At 62.4% G+C, this 18005-nt stretch carries 18 protein-coding genes; 8 read left to right on the plus strand and 10 right to left on the minus strand.

Translation table 11 applies throughout. The features are described from left to right. Window positions 1-8: 8 nt before the first annotated feature. Window positions 9-857: an isocitrate lyase/phosphoenolpyruvate mutase family protein gene (locus AB0N65_RS16655; RefSeq protein ID WP_364163977.1), complete on the minus strand. Its 849-nt coding sequence runs from the start codon at window positions 855-857 to the stop codon at window positions 9-11. A 114-nt stretch (window positions 858-971) separates the two neighbouring features. Between AB0N65_RS16655 and AB0N65_RS16660 the strand changes: the two genes are divergently transcribed. Further along, window positions 972-2267 (plus strand): PLP-dependent aminotransferase family protein, encoded by a 1296-nt coding sequence (locus AB0N65_RS16660; protein WP_364163979.1) that lies wholly within the window; start codon window positions 972-974, stop codon window positions 2265-2267. A gap of 145 nt (window positions 2268-2412) precedes the next feature. Continuing rightward, window positions 2413-2751, plus strand: coding sequence for a hypothetical protein (locus tag AB0N65_RS16665; protein WP_364163981.1), 339 nt, complete (start codon window positions 2413-2415; stop codon window positions 2749-2751). Here the strand turns inward: AB0N65_RS16665 and AB0N65_RS16670 are convergent. Further along, window positions 2748-4133 (minus strand): APC family permease, encoded by a 1386-nt coding sequence (locus AB0N65_RS16670; RefSeq protein WP_364163984.1) that lies wholly within the window; start codon window positions 4131-4133, stop codon window positions 2748-2750. The two genes, AB0N65_RS16665 and AB0N65_RS16670, sit on opposite strands and share 4 nt — an antisense overlap. A 200-nt stretch (window positions 4134-4333) precedes the next feature. On the opposite strand from AB0N65_RS16670, the gene AB0N65_RS16675 reads away from it, so the two are divergent. After that, entirely contained in the window at window positions 4334-5449 is a 1116-nt protein-coding gene (locus AB0N65_RS16675; RefSeq protein WP_364163987.1) for an amidohydrolase family protein, read from the plus strand. On the opposite strand, the gene AB0N65_RS16680 is transcribed toward AB0N65_RS16675, so the two are convergent. From AB0N65_RS16680 to AB0N65_RS16700, 5 genes are all read right to left on the minus strand, one after another. Beyond that, the gene (locus tag AB0N65_RS16680; protein ID WP_364164199.1) at window positions 5406-6002 is read right to left on the minus strand and encodes a phosphatase PAP2 family protein; all 597 of its coding nucleotides are present in this window, start codon (window positions 6000-6002) and stop codon (window positions 5406-5408) included. The genes AB0N65_RS16675 and AB0N65_RS16680 overlap by 44 nt on opposite strands. A gap of 40 nt (window positions 6003-6042) precedes the next feature. Continuing rightward, window positions 6043-7605 carry a 2-oxo acid dehydrogenase subunit E2 gene (locus AB0N65_RS16685; protein WP_364163990.1) on the minus strand — a complete coding sequence of 521 codons (1563 nt, stop codon included), beginning with the start codon at window positions 7603-7605 and terminating at the stop codon, window positions 6043-6045. A gap of 56 nt (window positions 7606-7661) precedes the next feature. Then, on the minus strand, window positions 7662-8642 hold the full coding sequence (locus tag AB0N65_RS16690) for an alpha-ketoacid dehydrogenase subunit beta (protein ID WP_364163993.1): 981 nt from the start codon (window positions 8640-8642) through the stop codon (window positions 7662-7664). Continuing rightward, window positions 8642-9835, minus strand: coding sequence for a pyruvate dehydrogenase (acetyl-transferring) E1 component subunit alpha (gene pdhA, locus AB0N65_RS16695; protein WP_364163996.1), 1194 nt, complete (start codon window positions 9833-9835; stop codon window positions 8642-8644). Before pdhA ends, AB0N65_RS16690 begins: the two co-directional genes overlap by 1 nt. 151 nt (window positions 9836-9986) lie before the next feature. Next, on the minus strand, window positions 9987-11105 hold the full coding sequence (locus AB0N65_RS16700) for a histidinol-phosphate transaminase (protein WP_364163998.1): 1119 nt from the start codon (window positions 11103-11105) through the stop codon (window positions 9987-9989). A gap of 73 nt (window positions 11106-11178) precedes the next feature. On the opposite strand from AB0N65_RS16700, the gene AB0N65_RS16705 reads away from it, so the two are divergent. Next, a complete protein-coding gene (locus AB0N65_RS16705; RefSeq protein WP_364164001.1) occupies window positions 11179-11607 on the plus strand; it encodes a phage holin family protein in 429 nt (142 codons plus the stop codon). Between the two features lie 122 nt (window positions 11608-11729). Here AB0N65_RS16705 and AB0N65_RS16710 read toward each other — a convergent pair whose 3' ends face one another. Then, window positions 11730-13070 carry a hypothetical protein gene (locus AB0N65_RS16710; protein ID WP_364164004.1) on the minus strand — a complete coding sequence of 447 codons (1341 nt, stop codon included), beginning with the start codon at window positions 13068-13070 and terminating at the stop codon, window positions 11730-11732. Further along, the gene (locus AB0N65_RS16715; protein WP_364164007.1) at window positions 13070-13381 is read right to left on the minus strand and encodes a hypothetical protein; all 312 of its coding nucleotides are present in this window, start codon (window positions 13379-13381) and stop codon (window positions 13070-13072) included. Before AB0N65_RS16715 ends, AB0N65_RS16710 begins: the two co-directional genes overlap by 1 nt. A 170-nt stretch (window positions 13382-13551) precedes the next feature. Between AB0N65_RS16715 and purB the strand changes: the two genes are divergently transcribed. From purB to AB0N65_RS16735, 4 genes are all read left to right on the plus strand, one after another. Next, complete coding sequence (gene purB / locus AB0N65_RS16720; protein ID WP_364164010.1) at window positions 13552-14958, plus strand: adenylosuccinate lyase; 1407 nt, start codon at window positions 13552-13554, stop codon at window positions 14956-14958. 261 nt (window positions 14959-15219) lie between these two features. After that, window positions 15220-15876: a histidine phosphatase family protein gene (locus tag AB0N65_RS16725; RefSeq protein WP_364164012.1), complete on the plus strand. Its 657-nt coding sequence runs from the start codon at window positions 15220-15222 to the stop codon at window positions 15874-15876. Window positions 15877-16042: 166 nt separating this feature from the next. After that, window positions 16043-16546: a GNAT family N-acetyltransferase gene (locus AB0N65_RS16730; protein ID WP_364164014.1), complete on the plus strand. Its 504-nt coding sequence runs from the start codon at window positions 16043-16045 to the stop codon at window positions 16544-16546. A 33-nt stretch (window positions 16547-16579) separates the two neighbouring features. Beyond that, window positions 16580-17014 (plus strand): hotdog domain-containing protein, encoded by a 435-nt coding sequence (locus tag AB0N65_RS16735; RefSeq protein WP_364164017.1) that lies wholly within the window; start codon window positions 16580-16582, stop codon window positions 17012-17014. 219 nt (window positions 17015-17233) lie between these two features. Here AB0N65_RS16735 and AB0N65_RS16740 read toward each other — a convergent pair whose 3' ends face one another. Beyond that, a complete protein-coding gene (locus AB0N65_RS16740) occupies window positions 17234-17983 on the minus strand; it encodes an SDR family oxidoreductase (protein WP_364164020.1) in 750 nt (249 codons plus the stop codon). Window positions 17984-18005: the final 22 nt, after the last annotated feature.

Here is an 18005-nt window from a genome sequence, read left to right on the forward strand (position 1 = left end):
CTGTTCCCCTAAAGGCTGTATTTGGGCCCGTGAGCGAAGAGTGCGTCCATTTCATCGTGGCTCCGCGTTCCGGCGAGGCCGGACCAATTGCCATCCCCGAGGATCTCCTTGGCCACCCTCGCCACCTTGGCGTAAGCGGCCTTTGCCGTGTTGCCGCCGACGCTGACCCGCCGGACGCCGGCGTCATGCAGTTCAAGGGGCGACGGCGCACCCAACCCGGCAAGCGCGTTGACCGGAGCCGGGATACTGCTGGAAAGCTCGTGCAAGACATGCAGATCTACCACGCCAGGAACGAAGATCCCGTTGGCACCTGCCGTGAGGTACGAATCGGCGCGGCGAAGCGTCTCCTCGTAGGCCGATTCCGGGAACTCCCCGGAGAGATACGTGTCCGTGCGTGCGTTGATGAACAGGGGAATCCCGCGATCGTCCGCGGTGGCGCGGATCAAGGCGATGCGCCGGGACTGTTCGTCGATGTCCGTGAGCGGTGCGAACGCCGAATCCTCAATGTTGATCCCCACGGCGCCGGCATCCAGGACTGCGTGGACCGTTGCGCGGAGTTCGTCGTCGGTCCTCCCGTAGCCCGTCTCGATATCTGCCGTTACCGGGAGCTTGGTTGCCCCCACCACACGGCCCAACGCTGCCATCGCCAGTCCCCACGGCACATGGTCGCCGTCACGGAACCCCAGGCTCCAGGAGACCGCCGAACTCGACGTGGCGATCGCCGTCGCCCCCGCCTCCTGGACGACGCGCGCGGAGGCCGCGTCCCAAACGTTCACCAGAACCAAGGGCTCGGGCCCCGCTTCATGGAGCTTGTGGAAGAGTTCGGCCTTGGCTACGGATGCTCGGTGCGCTGTCATAGCTACATTCCAGCCTGTCGAGCGGGCCGCGTAAAGCCACGGGGTCTCACTGGATGCTCGGCGGAAGAAAACAGCTGTTGCCTTATTAGCAACCTTCGGGAGTATCCTGTCCCTGTGACCCACGAAACACTGGATGCCGGCACCACGCTGCCCGCAGAAGCCATCGACGCAATCGAGCGTGCCGCCACCGCCGCTCACCCGCACGAGGAACTGTTCTCCGCGCGGGCCGCCAACATCAAGCAGTCCGCAGTCCGCGACGTCTTTGACATCTCCATGCAGCCCGGCCTGGTGTCGCTGGCCGGCGGGAACCCCTACCTTCAGTCCCTGCCATTGGAGAAGCTTGGCCAAACCGCAGCTCGCATTATTGCGGAAGAAGGCATGACGGCACTGCAGTATGGGGGCGGGCAAGGGACCGAGGAACTCCGCCGGCAGATCTGCGACATCATGGCCGCCGAAGGCATTCACGATGCACGCCCGGAAAACATCGTGATCACCGCGGGTTCGCAGTCCGCCCAGGACGTGGCCACCAAGGTTTTCTGCAACCCGGGCGACGTTGTCCTGGTGGAAAACCCGACGTACGTGGGGGCACTGAATACGTTCGAGGCCTACCAAGTAGAGGTGGAGCCTATCGAGATGGACGACGACGGCCTGGTGCCTGAGGCGCTCGAGGCCAGGATCGCGGCACTCCAGTCAGAGGGCAAAAACATCAAGTTCCTCTACACGATCCCCAACTTCAACAACCCCTCCGGAATCACGCTTGCGCAGGAGCGCCGGCAACGAATCGTCGATATATGCCGCGATGCGAATATTATCGTCCTCGAGGATAATCCCTACGGGCTGCTGCGTTTTGACGGCCACCCCATTGCGCCCATGCGCGCGTCCAACCCGCATGACGTCATCTACCTCGGCTCGTTTTCCAAGATCTTCGCCCCCGGCCTGCGCATAGGCTGGGCACTGGTCCCCGCACACTTGCAGCGACGCTTCTACCTTGCGTCCGAGGCCGTTACCCTGTGCCCGCCGCCGCTCAACCAAATGCTGATCTCGGCCTACCTGCGCGAGTACGACTGGCAGGGCCAGATCGAGACCTACCGGGGTCTTTACGCAGAGCGGTGCCAAGCCCTGCTCGCCGCGTTGGAGGAGCACATGCCTGCGGGGGTGAGTTGGACCCGGCCCGATGGCGGCTTCTTTGTGTGGGTCACACTTCCCGCAGGCGTGGACACCTACCCCCTGCTGGGAAAGGCCATCGACGCGGGCGTGGTCTTCATCCCTGGTGCAGCCTTTTCGCCCGCCGACGGCCCCTCCAACAAGCTCCGGCTCGCCTTCAGCGCAGTGCCGCCGGACACGATCGCCGAAGGCGTCCGTCGCCTCGCCCCCGTCCTGGCGGAGGCCATCGAGACGAACGAGCCGTAAAGCGAGCTGAATCACGCCGCCGGGTGGGGAGGCTCACCCGGCATTTGGCGTCTTTTGGGCAGGGCCGCAGAGGCAAACGTTATAAAATCGAGATGCCCCCAACGGCGTGAGCCACCTCCACCCAATCGACCCCAGGGGATCTTTCTTGCTTACTTTGCAGCCACGTCAACGCGTCGGCCACGACATCCTGCTTGCCCGCCACGGCAACAACATCAGCACGATGCGCTTCGACCGCGCCAACGACCGCATTATCGCGATGCTCGACGACGGCTCCTGGGACAGCGCTCCCAACATGATCTCCCCAAGCCTCGAGATGCCCGAGACATTCGGCAGCATCATGCGCAAGGACTGGCGTTTCCTTTCCGTCGCCTGCATCGCCATGATCACCGTGGCAGCGGTAGCCATGGGAATCAGCGTGGAGATGGCAAACCACATGTCCACCACGGAACTTCAGGCACTCCTGGTCAACTACCCCGCGTTCTAACGCGTCGGGACCTGGTCAGGTGCGGCGTCCGACGCGTCAAAATCGATTCCGGGCCGACCCTCCGCGCTTCGGCGCCTCAGCAGGAAAATAGCGACGCCGATCAGCAGCCAGGCTGCTCCCAGCAGGTACGTGAACCACGCCAGCGACGTCCAGAGCCAGCCGATAAATCCGAACCCAAGCAGCGGCATGAGCAGGTTCCGCGCCAGCCCCTTCGGTCCCCGGAGGCGCAGGTCCACAAAGAGAACTTTGATCGCGGCAAGATTGACCGCCGCGAACGCGATGAGTGCTCCGAAGTTGATCATGTAGACGGCCTGCTCCAGCGTGATGACGAGCGACACCAACGAGACTCCACTAATGAGCAGGGCTGCCACGTAGGGTGTGCGGAAGCGCGGATGCAGCTTGGCAAGGGCACCGGGAAGGATCCTGTCCCGCCCCATGGCGTAGACAACCCGGCTCACGCTCATCTGGGCAGCTGTCCCGCAAAGAACCAAACCGCAAAGGTTCACCAGGACGAATACGACCATCAGTACATCGCCTCCAGCGCGTTGCATGAGCTCCGTGCCCGCAGCATCGAGGTTCTCAATGGAGTGCCAGTCAGGGGCAATCACGCTTCCGGCAACGGAAAACAAGGTGTAACCAAGGCCTGCGAACAGCGTTGACAGCACGATCCCCCGGGGCACGTCGCGCTTAGGGTTCCGGGCCTCCTCCGAAAGGGTGGAAACGCCGTCGAAGCCGAGGAAGGCGAACGCGACGATCGCGGCAGCAGCCATGACCGGCGCTATCCCACCCTCGCCAAGGGTCAAGGGCCTTACGACAGTTTCAAGAGTCAGGCTGGGCGCGTTGACTACTGCCAGCACCAGGAAAGCAAGGATCACGAGAACGGAAACCAGCACCACCGCGAAGTTCATCCTCTTGATCCAGGACACGCCGACCACGCTGAACACGCCCACCAGCAGCAGGCATGCCAAAACGGCGAGCTGCGGCGGAACGTCGGGGAACAGGCTGTTGAAGTAGAGGCCAAAGAGCAGGAAGTTCACCATGGGCAGGAACAAGTAGTCCAGCATCATGGCCCAGCCCACGAGGAAGCCTGCAGGTGAACCGAAAGCCTTCGACGCGTACGTGTAAGCACCACCGGTCACGGGAACATGGCGTGCCATTTGGCCATAGCTGTGCGCGGTGAACAGCATGGCTACCAGGGCCGCGACATATGCAGCGGGCAAGTGCCCGTCACTGATTTCCGTGCCGGAACCGTACACGGCGACGACCGACAAGATGCCCATGGAAGTCAATCCGAAGGCAATAAGGGACGGCAGGCCAAGGACGCGCTTGAGGGTTTGCCCTGAGGAAGGGACTCCTTGCAGGCTGTTTGTGGAAGTAGACATGGGGATCTCCTGGATGCGATGCGGATCACATAAATGAATGCTGTTCATTAGAGTAAGGGGCGAAGGTCCCCCTGTACAGCTTTTGGTATCCCAGAATTTCCGATTGCGCGGATTTGGTGGATGGTATTCTCAGTATCCCAGAGCTATTTGTAGGATCAAGGCCACCAATCATCGAGGCTTTTTCAATTTTGGTATACCGTATGGGCATGCAATGCGTCGCTCCTACCCAAACACTACTTTCGACCCCCGGTTTCGTGGACAGCCACATCCATCCGGACAAGACCAGGTGGGGTTCGCCGTGGCAGTCACGCCGGCCGGCCATGGAACTCACCGACCTTATTGCCAACGATCTCCGTGCCCAGCTCGATTCCAAGGACAGCGTCGAAGAACGCGCGTATGCGCTCATGAAACAAGCTGTGCTCAACGGCACCATGGCCATGCGGGCGCACGTGGACGTCGGCTCGCAGATCGGGATGAAGAACATTCACGGCGTCCGGAGCGCCGCCGAGAGGCTGGCACCCTTCCTGGACGTCCAGATCGTGGCTTTCCCTCAGTTTGGCTTGCTCACCAACCCCGGCACCGTGGAACTGGTGGCGGCGTCGTTGAGTGAAGGTGCAGATTTGGTGGGAGGCATTGACCCTCAGTCCCTGGATGGTGGTCTCCATGGCCATCTCAACGCCGTATTCGGGCTGGCGGCGGCACACGGGCGCGACGTGGACATCCATCTCCACGACACGGGCAGCGAGGGCCTCGCACAGTTGCGCGCGATCGCTCAACGAACCATGGCGGAGGGCATGCAAGGACGGGTCACTGTTGGCCATGCTTTTGCCCTGTGCGACCCCGCGGAACCGGATCTTCGGCCTACTTTGGATGCGTTGGCGGAAGCAGGCATCTGGATAGCAACGTGTGCGCTGGGGGCGGACCCCGTGCCGGACCTTGCCCTCTTGGAAAGCCACGGCGTCAATGTTGCGTTGGGATCGGATGGGGTCAGGGATGCTTGGTCGCCCTTTGGTACTGGAAGCATGGTGGACAGGATGCATTTGCTCGGATACCGGACCGGTGCCCTGACGGATTCGGACCTGGAACATTGTTTCCGGATAGCTACCGCTGCCGGGGCGGGACTGCTGGGAGCTACGCCCGTGCAGAAGTTTGCCGGGCCTGGATCATTGGACCGGGTTGAATTCGAAGCAGGGTCCATCGCCGAGTTGGTTGTCAATCGCCCGGCTCCGCTGCGGGTGGTCCGGGAGGGCAAGGAGCTGACTCAGGGGGTCCTCACAGCGCGTAGTTCCGAAGAATCCACCACAGTCCTGCGATAACCAGGCCGCCAAACAACGATCCGGCGATGACCTGGCCGAGGGTGTGGGCGCGCAGGACAACACGCGACCATCCCACAGCCGGCACCAGGAGCAACAGCGGAAGGAAGGCCGGCCCGAACATCAGCACCACGATGACCGCGGCCGCGGCAATAGCAGATGCATGGCCGCTGATCTTCCAGAAAGCACTGACCGCGGCCAGGACAGCGATACCGCCGATCAACGCCAGGATCATTGCTGAAACGCCTACCGGACCCTGAAGCAGCTGTAGCACAAGCAGTCCTGCCACCACCGAAACCAGCGCCAACAGAAGCAGCATGGGTCGCTGGCGGCGATCGCTGACATGGTGATCCGTGATCCGGCCCAGCTTTACCATGACCAGCACGTAGGACAACGGCAGGACGCAGACGAAGAGGGCACCGAGCAGCCCGAACCGGATGGTCCCGGGGAACCCGGGTTCCGTCGCAGGGCTGATAAGCAAAAGAACGGTCACGACAACCGGCGGCTGAAACACTTCAGTCAAAACACGGGCCGTGGTTCGCCACGGCCCGGTCAGGAGTTGCGGCGCCGCAAGGGGCTGCGGCGCAGCCTGCCTGTCAATCAAGCAACAGCGCCGGTTCTTCGAGGATGGCTGCCACGTCCGCCATGAAGCGCGCCGACAAGTCACCGTCCACCACACGGTGGTCGAATGAGCCGCCGAGCGTCGTGATCCAGCGTGGAATCACTTCTCCGTCCAGCACCCAAGGCTTCTGCTTGATGGTTCCGAAAGCGATAATCGCCACTTCACCCGGGTTGATGATGGGCGTACCCGTGTCAATACCGAGAGCACCGATGTTGGTGATGGTCAGGCTTCCGCCCTGCATCTCGGCCGGCTGCGTCTTCCCTGCGCGGGCCTTGGTAGCCAGCTCGTTGAGGGCCAAAGCCAACTCCTTGAGGGAGAGGTCCTGCGCGTCCTTGATGTTGGGCACCATGAGGCCACGCGGAGTCGCCGCGGCGATGCCCAGGTTCATGAAGTGCTTGATCTGGATCTCGGCACCGCCGTTGCCGTCCGCATTCTCCACCCACGTAGCATTCACGCTGGGGTTCCGCGCCGCAGCCCAAATAACAGCCTTGGCCAAGATCAGCAGCGGGGAAACCTTGATGCCTTCGAAGTCGCGGGAGGCCTTAAGTCGCTTGACGAACTCCATGGTCCGGCTGGCGTCCACGTCAACGAAGATGCTGACGTGCGGTGCCGTGAAAGCGGAATCCACCATGGCCTTGGCCGTCGCTTTCCGCACGCCCTTCACCGGAACACGCTCAGTCCTCTGCTCCTGGGGCTTCTTTGAAGCCCCCCAGAAGGTGTCTGCTTGGTCGTGCTCAGCGTCGCGCTGCGCCTGGTAGCTGACCAGGTCTTCGCGCGTCACTTCACCCCGCTGTCCCGTTGCAACGACGTCGGCCAGGTCAATGCCGAGGTCGCGTGCGAACTTGCGAACCGGGGGCTTGGCCAGGACCTTATTGACCAATCCGCTGATGGTGCCGCTGATTGCGGCACCTCGCGACGCAGCCGCCTGCGGCGACGAAAGGGTGGTCGTCCCGGCCCCTGCCGACGCCCCGGTGGCGGGGTCGACGACGGCGCGTCCCGGCGTCGTGCGGTGTTCAAAGGGAGCTTCGGCTGCTTGGGCGGCCAGGACGGCTTGGTGGTCCTGAACGGTTCCTTCCGCGCTCTCGGCGACCGCGGCGGTCTCAACCGAAACACCGGCGGGGCGTTTGCGCGGGCGGCGCTTGACGGCGTCGGCCTTGGGACCGGAACCCACCAGCGGACCGCCGGACGGTCCGCTCTCAGCGTCCCCGGCGTCAGCGGGAAGCTTGCCATACAAGGGGGTGTCGACTGCGGGAGCAGCCTCCGGCGCCGGGGTCACCGGCGCTGCATCGTCGGGCTGATCGTCCGAGACAGCAATGATGGCGGTACCGACCTCCACCGTGATGCCTTCGTCCACGAGCAACTCTGTGACTGTACCGGCGAACGGCGAGGGCAGTTCGACGAGCGACTTGGCCGTCTCAATCTCACACAGGACGTCGTTGATGGCAACGGTGTCACCCGGCTTGACCTTCCACGCCACTACTTCGGCTTCGGTCAGGCCTTCGCCAACGTCCGGCAGGTTGAATTTCTTTACAGTCACAGTGGTCCTCGATTTCCGTGCGCCCAAAGCGCGAAGCCATGCTGGATCAGAGCGGGTTAGTAAGCCAGGGAGCGGTCGAGCGCTTCGAGGATTTTGTCGATGTCAGGCAAGTAGTCCTCTTCCACCTTGGCAACCGGGTAGGGCATGTGGAAACCGCCAACGCGGATCACGGGGGCTTCCAAGTGCAGGAACGCGCGCTCACTGATACGTGCTGCGATCTCGCCGCCAATGCCACCGAATGTGGGGGCTTCGTGGGCTACGATCAGCCGGCCGGTCTTCTTGACGGACGCCTCAATGGCGTCGAAGTCCAGCGGAGAGATGGAACGCAGATCGATGACCTCGATGCTGCGGCCGTCCTCGGTAGCAGCGTTGGCCGCAGCCAAAGCCACCGGCACGAGTGGACCGTAGGCAACGATCGTGGCGTCCGTACCCTCGCGAACAACCTGGGCCTTGAAGGGATCCTCCGAGAGGCCTGCGTTTTCGACGTCAACCTCGCCCTTGAGCCAATAACGGCGTTTGGGCTCGAAGAAGATCACGGGATCCTTGCATTCGATCGCCTTTTGGATCATCCAGTAGGCGTCGTGCGCGTTGGACGGCGAAATGATCCGCAGGCCGGCTGTATGGGCGAAGAGGGCTTCCGGCGACTCGGAGTGGTGCTCGATGGAGCCGATGCCGCCGCCATAAGGAATCCGGATGACAACCGGAACGGTCAACCGCCCGTGGCTGCGGGCATGAAGCTTGGCCAACTGCGTGGTGATCTGGTTGAACGCCGGGTAGACGAACCCGTCGAACTGGATCTCGCAGACCGGCGAGTAGCCGCGCAGGGCCAGACCGATCGCTGTGCCGACGATGCCGGACTCTGCCAAGGGGCTGTCCACCACGCGGTCTTCGCCGAACTCCTTAATGAGTCCGTCCGTTACCCGGTAAACGCCGCCCAGGTGCCCGATATCCTCACCCATGAGGAGGGACTTGGGGTTGCTCTTCAGGGATGCGCGGAGACCTTCATTGATAGCCTTCGCAATGGTCATGGTGGCCATCAGTTGCTTGCCTCCTGGTCGCTTTCGAAGCCTGCCGAGTATTCCTCAAACCAAGCTAGTTCCTCTGCGATCAGGGGATGCTGCTCGGCATAGACGTTTGCGAAGGAGTCCCGGATGTCCGGTACCTCGAGGCCATGCGTGGTGCTGCGGACGTATTTGGCGAGTTCGTCGCCGTCGGCCTGGACCTGCTCGAAGAATGCCTCGTCAGCGAGGCCTTCAGCGCGCAAGTACTGTTCCAAGCGGTCCAGCGGATCCTTTTCGCGCCAGGCAGCTTCCTCGGCCGATTCACGGTACTTGGTGGGGTCATCGGCAGTGGTGTGCGCGCCGACGCGGTAGGTGTAGGCCTCGATCAGCACCGGGCCGCGGCCCTCGCGTGCGTGCTCGAGCGCCCACTCGGTGACGGCATGCACAGCAATGACGTCGTTGCCGTCCACACGAATGCCTGGGAATCCGTAGCCCTTGGCGCGGTTGGCCAGCGGAACCTTGGTTTGAACCTCCGTAGGTACGGAAATGGCCCAGTGGTTGTTCTGGCAGAAGAAAACCACCGGCGCGTTGTACGAGGCCGCAAAAACCATGGATTCGTGGACGTCGCCTTCGGAGCTGGCACCGTCGCCAAAATAGGCCACAACGGCAGCCTTGGGGTCGTTCGAGTCCGCGGGGACGGCAAGCTTCTGGTCCCGCTGGATGCCCATGGCGTAACCCACTGCGTGCAGGGTTTGGGCAGCAAGCACCAACGTGTAGAGGTGGAAGTTGTTCTCCCGCGGGTCCCAGCCGCCGTTGGACACGCCGCGGAACTGCCGCAACAGTTCGGCGAGGTCGACGTTGCGGACCAGTGCAACGCCGTGCTCCCGGTACGTGGGGAAGATGTAGTCCTGGGCCTGTGTGGCGTGGGCGGAGCCGATTTGTGCAGCTTCCTGGCCGGTGAGCGGCACCCACAAAGCGAGTTCGCCTTGGCGCTGCAGCGCGGTGGCTTCCTGGTCGAAGCGCCGGATGCGGGCCATGTCTGCATAGAAAACGCGGAGCTTCTCCGGATCGATGCGCTTGGCGTAGTCCGAGAAGACGGGATCAGTGCCCAGTTTTCCATCCGGGCCGAGCAACTGGACCATTTCCATGGGCTCACTTGGTGCTGCTGCCGCCGCGGTTGTTGCCGCCAAGGTTTCATCAGCCCCAGGGGGCAGTTGTGTAGAGCCCATACCGTCTCCTTGCTTGCCGCAGCGGGAAGCTGGGCAATGTCTGTCGCTGGGATATATGCCGATTCCGGAATGCATTCCGGAATCGGCATATATTTTGGCTTTCGGTCCTTACTTTATCGGCAGTAAGTAGCGTAGGCGCATTTGTTAACCGCTAGGAACCCTGCGGAGCCTTTGTATAACCTGCACAGAGTTTCAGGAACCTTGAGTTGGCTTCGACCTCGCCGATACTGACCCGGACTCCTTCGTTCCCGAAGGCTCGAACCGACAGTGCCTGCTCCGCTGCGAGTGCCGCGAATTCGGAGCTGTTCCCGCCCAAATTCAGCCAAATGAAGTTTCCCTGGGCTTCAGGCACAAACCATCCGAGGTCCCGCAGTCCGGCTGTAACGCGGTCCCTTTCGTCAACGAGGCTTTGTACCCTTTCCACAACTTGGTCGAAATTTTCGAGCGACGTAATCGCGGCGCGTTCTGCAATTTGCGAAACAGCGAACGGCGTGGCTGTGACGCGAAGATGTTGGGTGAGCAGCGGCCCCGAAACGCTGTAGCCTACGCGCAAGCCCGCCAGGCCATGGGCCTTGGAGAAGGTCCGGAGCACTACGACGTTGGGGTATTTGCGGTAGAGCTTGATGCCATCCACGGCAGCCTTGTCACGAACAAACTCCTGGTACGCCTCGTCGATAACCACCACGACATTGGGCGGTACCGAATGGATGAACCGCTCCGTTTCCTCCGCTGTGAGAATCGGCCCAGTGGGGTTGTTCGGAGTACAAAGCAAGATCACTTTGGTGCGCACGGTGACGGCCGCGGCCATGGTTTCCAAGTCATGGCGGCCGTCCGGAAGCAACGGAATCTGCACGCTTGCAGCCCCCGCGAGGCCCACGCAGATGGGGTAGGCCTCAAACGAACGCCACGCGTAAATCACTTCGTCTGACTTGCCGTCTTCATTCTGGCCCGCGAAGGTGGTCAGAATCTGGTTCAGCGCCCCAAGGCTCCCTGCGCCGGTGACGACGTCGTCAGCCGGGACATCCAGGAACTCTGCCAAGGCATTGCGCAGCTTTGTAGCCAGGGGGTCGGGATAGCGATTGATGTCAGATTGGTCTGCAATAGCCTGCAGCACTGCAGGAATCGGAGGGAGCGGGTTTTCATTGGACGACAATTTGTAGCTGGTGAGGCCCTCAATCGCAGCAGGGGGTTTGCCCGCCGCGTACTTGGGAAGCCTGTCCACGACCGGTCGGGGGAGTACGCCCTCCGGTGCGTTGTCAGTAGTAGTCATGGCTCCAAGCCTACTTGGCTGTTCATGGTTGATCCCGAGCGATTTAACAGCCCGATGTGACAGCATTACGCTCATGGGTTCATTCATCGTTCGTGTCCTGATCAACGGCCTTGCCCTGTGGATCGCCAGTTGGTTGTTGGAAGGGCTGGAGATCTCCACCGCTGCAACAGAAAAGGTTGCGGCCAATGCCGGAATGACCGATGGTGCCGCTACTGCCGGCATCGTGCTTGCCTACCTCTTCATTGGGTTGATCTTCGGCATCGTTAACGCTTTTGTGCGGCCCCTGGTCCGGCTGCTCTCCCTTCCCGTGACGATACTGACGCTTGGTTTGTTCACCATCGTCATTAATGCCGCGATGCTGTATCTGACCGCGTGGCTGAGCAGCTTTACACCCGTCCATCTGACCATCGATTCGTTCTTCTGGACGGCGATCCTGGCGGCGATCATCATCAGCATCATCAGCATGGTTGCAGGCCTCATCCCGGGCGCCCGCAAGCGCTAAATGAACCGCCCGGTGAAGTACCGCCGGGCGCCATGGACGTCCGGCCGGACGACGGGCTCCGGCCGGACGACGTGCTCCGGCCGATCTATGTGGAACTACCGGTGAGCGACGTTCCTGCCAACTCACCGCGCACCAGCCGTGGACCTGTTTTCAGGTAGGTTGGGGGCACGCGCGTCAGTCCTCGGATCCCTTATTGGTTCCCTTTCCAGTTTGAACCGAGTGACCTTGGCGGCTCCCCCTGCTCCAACCACGCCGGCGAACACTGCGCTGGAGGCCACCAAGGATGGATCTTCGCTGGCAGAGACCCGTTCGGCGCCTGAAGCATAGTTTTCCAGATCGTGTCCGGGACCCAGCCCTGGGTCTTGCCCCTCGGGCGTCTGCACCGGGTTGGTCAGCGTCACCGTAACCCTGTCCTTGGTGTCCGCGGGAAGTCGCCCGTCACCGCCCGGCACCCAGTCCTGGGCATGTTCCAGATGCATGCTGCTGATTCCCTGTTCCGGCGTGATGCCTCCGGTCGGCGCCCCGGCAGTCAGCACGTATTTCAAATCGAACTCGCTGAGGAACGCCTTGTTCCGGCTCAGGTTCATTGCATGGGCGCCACCCTGGCTGTGCCCTACTGCCACCACTTGATCGCCGGCCTCAGCCCCGGCTTCACGCAACGCCTGCGCGATCGCCGGGGCGACGTGCTGCGAGTCATAGCCAAGGGCTTCGCCAATGCCCGGGATATCGAAAGGATTGGTATTGGGTGAATTGGGCTGGGTACCGGGAATCAGGACCATCCAGGCCGACGATCCGTTTTTGTCAAGCTGGATAATCTCTATCTGTCCGTCGCCGAGGGCGTGCAATGACTCGAGCCGCCGCATGCTCTGCGCCATGGACGGTTCAATCACCTCTACGGAGTCCCCCATACTGTGCGCTGTCACTGAGCGCGGATGGATGCCCCGGAGAAACGGCGAGCCTAGAATGCTGCGGACTGCATCTGAGGCATCTACGCCGGATGGAAATGCGCTGCTCAGGAGGTTCTCCGTGATGTCCCGGCTGAGCGTTCCGGCCCACATGGACAACCCAATCTGCTCGGCCCCGAAATCTCCCGGATACGCGTTGCGGGTCTCCGCTTTCTGGTAGTCGCGATGACCAGCTCTGACCGCCTCTGCGACGGCTTCGAGCTCGTGCCGGACCCGGCCCACCTCCTTCCCACTGTCAGCGACCGCGTTGATCGCCTCACAACCGGACGCATAGGACTCGTAGAGAGACAACGCCAGCTCGTCCTGTACCCTGCGCGTTTCAGCTTCCACGGCAAGAAGCTGCCGTACCAGCTGATCAAGCTGGGCAACTCCGCGCAGCAATTCCTCAAATTGAAAAGAGATGCCACCCAGGCCTCCCCTTACGGTCAGAATCCCGTCCGGCGCGGGCGGCAACGGCAGGGGTGCGGAGCCAGCGCCGACAGGTGCAGAATCAGCCATCACTGGCCTCTCTGTGAAGAGACGGCAACGTTCTGGGAATGACGGAGAATCAGCGCGGCCGCCGCGTCCAACGACTCGCGGGCGCGCATTAACGCCGAAGCATGCACGGCGATAGTGGTGCGGTACGCATTGCCGGCCGGGGACTGCCAACTTTCAAGCTGTGCCCTTCGCAGGGCGGCAAGGACGATGTCAGCTTGGTCCACGCAGGATTTGATCCGCCACGCGAGTCGCTGAACGTCGTGGCTGCGGGAAGCGCACTCCAAGGGGTCGAAGATGGGTGGGGTGGCTGCGGGCATCAAGCCGACGCTCATGTCTGTGTACTCCAAGGGGGTCGTTCTTCTGATCGGTGGGTACGACGCTACGGAGCGGCAGAACAACCTGAAAGCGGCGAAACAGGCTATGTGGAAAACCGTGGCTTCTATCCACATAGCCGCGGTCTCCGACTCCCGGCTGCCTCGCGGAACATGGAAGAATAGGCCCCATGGCTGAATCCCCCCGCGTTTCCCTCGCTTCCGAACCCCTCGCCCTTGGCGCCCTTGACGGCCGCTACCGCGCCGCCGTCGCGCCCCTCGTTGACTATCTGTCCGAGGCCGCCCTCAACCGCGATCGCGTTCACGTTGAAGTCGAATGGTTGATCCACCTGACGGGGCAGTCCGTTCTCCCGGGCGCCGGTCCCCTGTCCGAGGAACAAGTTGCGAAGCTGCGCGCCATCGTCACGGACTTCAACGCTTCTTCGGTCAACGAACTGGCTGAAATCGAAGCCGTCACCGTACACGACGTCAAGGCCGTGGAGTACTACATCGGTCGTCGCCTCCCCGCCATCGGCATCGAGAACCTGACCGCCATGGTGCACTTCGGCTGCACGTCCGAGGACATTAACAACCTCTCCTATGCTGTGGGAATCAAGGGCGCCGTGGAGGACGTCTGGCTGCCCAACGCCAAGGCCCTGGTGCAGCAGATCCAAGCCATGGCCGAAGCGAACCGCACTGTGCCGATGCTCTCCCGGACACACGGTCAGCCCGCGACGCCCACTACGCTCGGCAAGGAGCTGGCGGTTATCGCCCACCGCCTGAACCGCCAGCTGACCCGCATCGCCAAGACCGAATACCTGGGCAAGATCAACGGCGCCACCGGCACCTACGCTGCCCACGTCGCTTCCGTCCCCAGCGCCGATTGGGAGACTGTCGCGAAGACGTTCGTGGAGGGTCTGGGGCTTACGTGGAACCCGCTCACCACGCAGATTGAAAGTCACGACTGGCAGGCGGAGCTCTACGCCGACATCGCGCGCTTCAACCGGATCCTGCACAACGTCTGCACCGACATCTGGAGCTACATCTCCATTGGCTACTTCCGCCAGATTCCGGTGGCCGGTGCCACGGGTTCCTCCACCATGCCGCACAAGGTCAATCCGATCCGCTTCGAGAACGCCGAAGCCAACCTGGAGATCTCCAACGGACTCCTGGACACCCTGGGCGCCACGCTGGTCACCTCCCGTTGGCAGCGCGACCTGACGGACTCGTCCTCGCAGCGCAACATCGGTGTTGCTTTCGGCCACTCCCTGCTTGCGATCTCCAACGTCGCCAAGGGCTTGAAGGCTCTCGACGTCGCCGAGGATGTCCTGGCAGGCGACCTCGACACCAACTGGGAAGTCCTGGGCGAAGCCATCCAGATGGTGATGCGTGCAGAGGCAATTGCCGGCGTCGAAGGAATGGAAAACCCGTACGAACGCCTCAAGGACCTCACACGCGGCCAGCGCGTGGACGCTGCCCGCATGCAGGAATTCGTGCAGGGCTTGGGGCTTTCTGCTGACGCCGAAGCACGCCTGCTGGCCCTCACCCCGGGCAAGTACACCGGTATCGCCGACAAACTGGTGGATCACCTTCAGTAAGGCGTAACGCACGACGACGACGGCGGGCGGGGCCGGGCGCCCGGCCCGCCGTCGTCGTTTAACGGGCCAGGGACGTTTAGGCTGGTGAACACGCGTTCCCTCCCTGTTGATTCCGCGACCGTCCTGGCCGGAGCTCGGCAACACGCGTGTCGCTCAGTTTTGCCGCCCAAAGGGCTGATTGGCTGGAACGAACCGGGCAGGAACGCGGCCCAAAAAGCGGCGCCAGAAACGGACAGCACTAGGTTAAGGAGCGGAGCGCCCATGAAGCTCCTGTTGATCAGGCACGGACAAACCCCAGGCAATGTAGCCGGCCAGCTGGATACGGCCTTTCCCGGCCCGGGACTGACCGAACTTGGCGAGCGCCAGGCCGATGCGCTGCCGGAGGCGTTGGCAGGTGAATCCATTGACGCCCTTTTCACGTCGACGCTGCTCAGGACTCAAAGGACTGCCCTTCCGCTGGCAAAGGCGACAGGACTGGAGCCGGAAATCCTGGATGGCGTCCACGAGATCGAGGCCGGAACCCTCGAGAAGAAGACAGACCACGAGTCGCATCTGCGGTACATGAGCACGGTTTTCTCGTGGTCGGAGGGCGACTTCGACGTGCGGATGCCTGGTGCCTTCAACGGCCACGACTTCTTTGCACGGTTCGACGCTTCTGTGGACAAGGTGGTGGCGGCAGGACATTCCACGGCAGCCATTGTGAGCCACGGCGCCGCCATCCGTTGCTGGGCGGGGCGTCGGGCTGCAGACATCGATACCGGCTTCGCAGAATCCCACATGCTGCCCAACACCGGTGTAGTTGCCTTGGAAGGAGATCCGGAATCCGGTTGGCGGGTTCTTCATTGGGATCAGGTACCCGTGGGCGGAATGGCTTTGGCAGACCGGACAGCGGAGGACCCCACAGGCGAGGCACTCTAGGCAGAACCGGATATTCACGCTTGACCCGACTTGCGGGGCCGGCCCCCACAACACAGTAGCCGGCAATTCTCCCGACGCTTACGCGCAGGAAACACCGCGGTAACCACAGCTCCCTAGGCTTAAGACGCATAAACACCTCAGCGAAAAGAAGCGAAGCGAGGCATTGATGCAGACCAACCCACGGCTCAATATCCGGCAGGTCACCTGGGCGAACCCGGTTGGGGCAGATCTTCGAGCCGCACAGCAGGCAGAACTCGACTCGCGCTTTGGCACCACGGACCACGAGCCCGGTCCCCCGCCGTCGGAAGCTGACACGGCCGTGTTCGTTGTTGCCTACGAAAAATGCTCCGGTCAACCGCTGGGCTGCGGCGGGCTGAGGATGCTGGACGAGAACACGGCCGAGATCAAGCGGCTCTACGTAGTTCCGTATGCACGCGGGTCAGGAGTTGCCAGCTCAATCCTTGCCGCGCTCGAAGCCCAGGCACATGCGAAGGGCTTCAGTGTGATCGCTGCCGAGGCAGGCTCGGCCCAATCAGATGGCCGGAGCTTCTATGTCAGCGCCGGTTTCTCGGAAGTACCGAACTTCGGCCCGTACGTGGGGGCGAGCGGATCGTACTGCTACTCCAAGCACATCGACTCGCACAGCGCTTCGCATACCGCCATGGCTTAGGTAGTGCCGCGGGCGGTTCGCTAATCTCGGATCATGGAAAAGGCAGACATTACTTTCCGTACCCGCAAATGGGTGCGGCCCGAAGACCTCAACGCCAACGGCACCCTCTTCGGCGGCAGCCTGCTGAAGTGGATCGACGAAGAAGCCGCGATCTACGCCATCCTCCAGTTGGGCAACGGCCGGGCCGTGACCAAGTACATCTCGGAAATCAACTTCGTGAGCTCGGCAGTCCAAGGCGACCTCATCGAGATGGGCCTGACGGCAAAGAGGTTCGGGCGCACGTCGTTAACCATGCGGGCCGAGGTCCGCAACATGATCACACGCCAGAGCATCCTCACCATCGAGGAGATTGTGTTCGTGAACCTCGGCCCGGACGGGAAGCCCCAACCGCACGGTTACACGGAAATCACCTATGACCGCGACCGCATCCCCACCCATCACCTGACCCAGACCCGGGAAGCAGACTGAACCACCCGGCGTCGAACGTTTTTATCAAAGTCCCTCCGAACGGCAGCTGAGCCGACCGGCAGCTGGACGGGAAAAGCAGCGTAAACGGGTGCTGACGGCCGCTTGATGCGGCCGCCAGCCTATGTTTTCCGGCGGCGGGAGTGAATGCCGCCGGAACCTATGGGGCGCCGAACGCGCCTGGCGCCGAAGCGCGGCCGGACGCGCCTGCCTGCGTAAGAGTCAGCGCCGATCGAACGTCAGCCCACCGGGTACCTGGAACGTCGGCATGAGCTCGAGCATCCCCACGTTGACGTGGCGTGGCGTTTCGATCGCGTAGTCCAGGGCGTTCACGATGTCGTCCGTGGTGAGCGACTCGTACCCCTCGTAATAGGTCTTCCACGCTTCTTCCATGGCTTCCGGCGTGCCGCCCATGTTGCGGCCGAAAATCTCGGTTTCCACGCGGCCCGGGCAGATTTCCGTGACGCGGATGCGCTTGCCCACGGTGTCGTTGCGGAGCTGGCGGGAGATCTGGTGCACCGCGGCCTTGGTGGCGTGGTAGACCGTGTGGCCGTAGAAGTTGTAGGTGCCGGCGATGGAGCTGATGTTGATGACGTGGCCGAGGTCGCGCTCCACCATGCCGGGCAGCACCAGCCGGGTCAGCTGCAGCAGGCCCCGGAGGTTCACGTCCACCAGTTCGTCGATGTCCTGTTCGGACGAGTCCAGGATATTGCCGGGCCGGGACACCCCTGCGCAGTTCACCAGGACGTCCACCTTGAGGTCACTCACGACGGCGGTCAGCGCGGCTGTGTCGGTCAGGTCCACCACATGCGGGACTGCTCCGGTACGGTCGGCCAGTTCGGCGAGTCGTTCCTCATTGCGGGCCACGGCGTGGACGGTGAGGCCGCGCTTGGCGAGGCGTTCGGCGATGGCTGCGCCCATCCCGGTGGAAGCGCCGGTAACGAGTGCGGTGGTGTAGTCAGAAAAGGACATCGGTTCTCCAAAAAGTGGGGAA

It is taken from the genome of Paenarthrobacter sp. NPDC089322 (assembly GCF_040684895.1).
Lineage (GTDB): Bacteria > Actinomycetota > Actinomycetes > Actinomycetales > Micrococcaceae > Arthrobacter.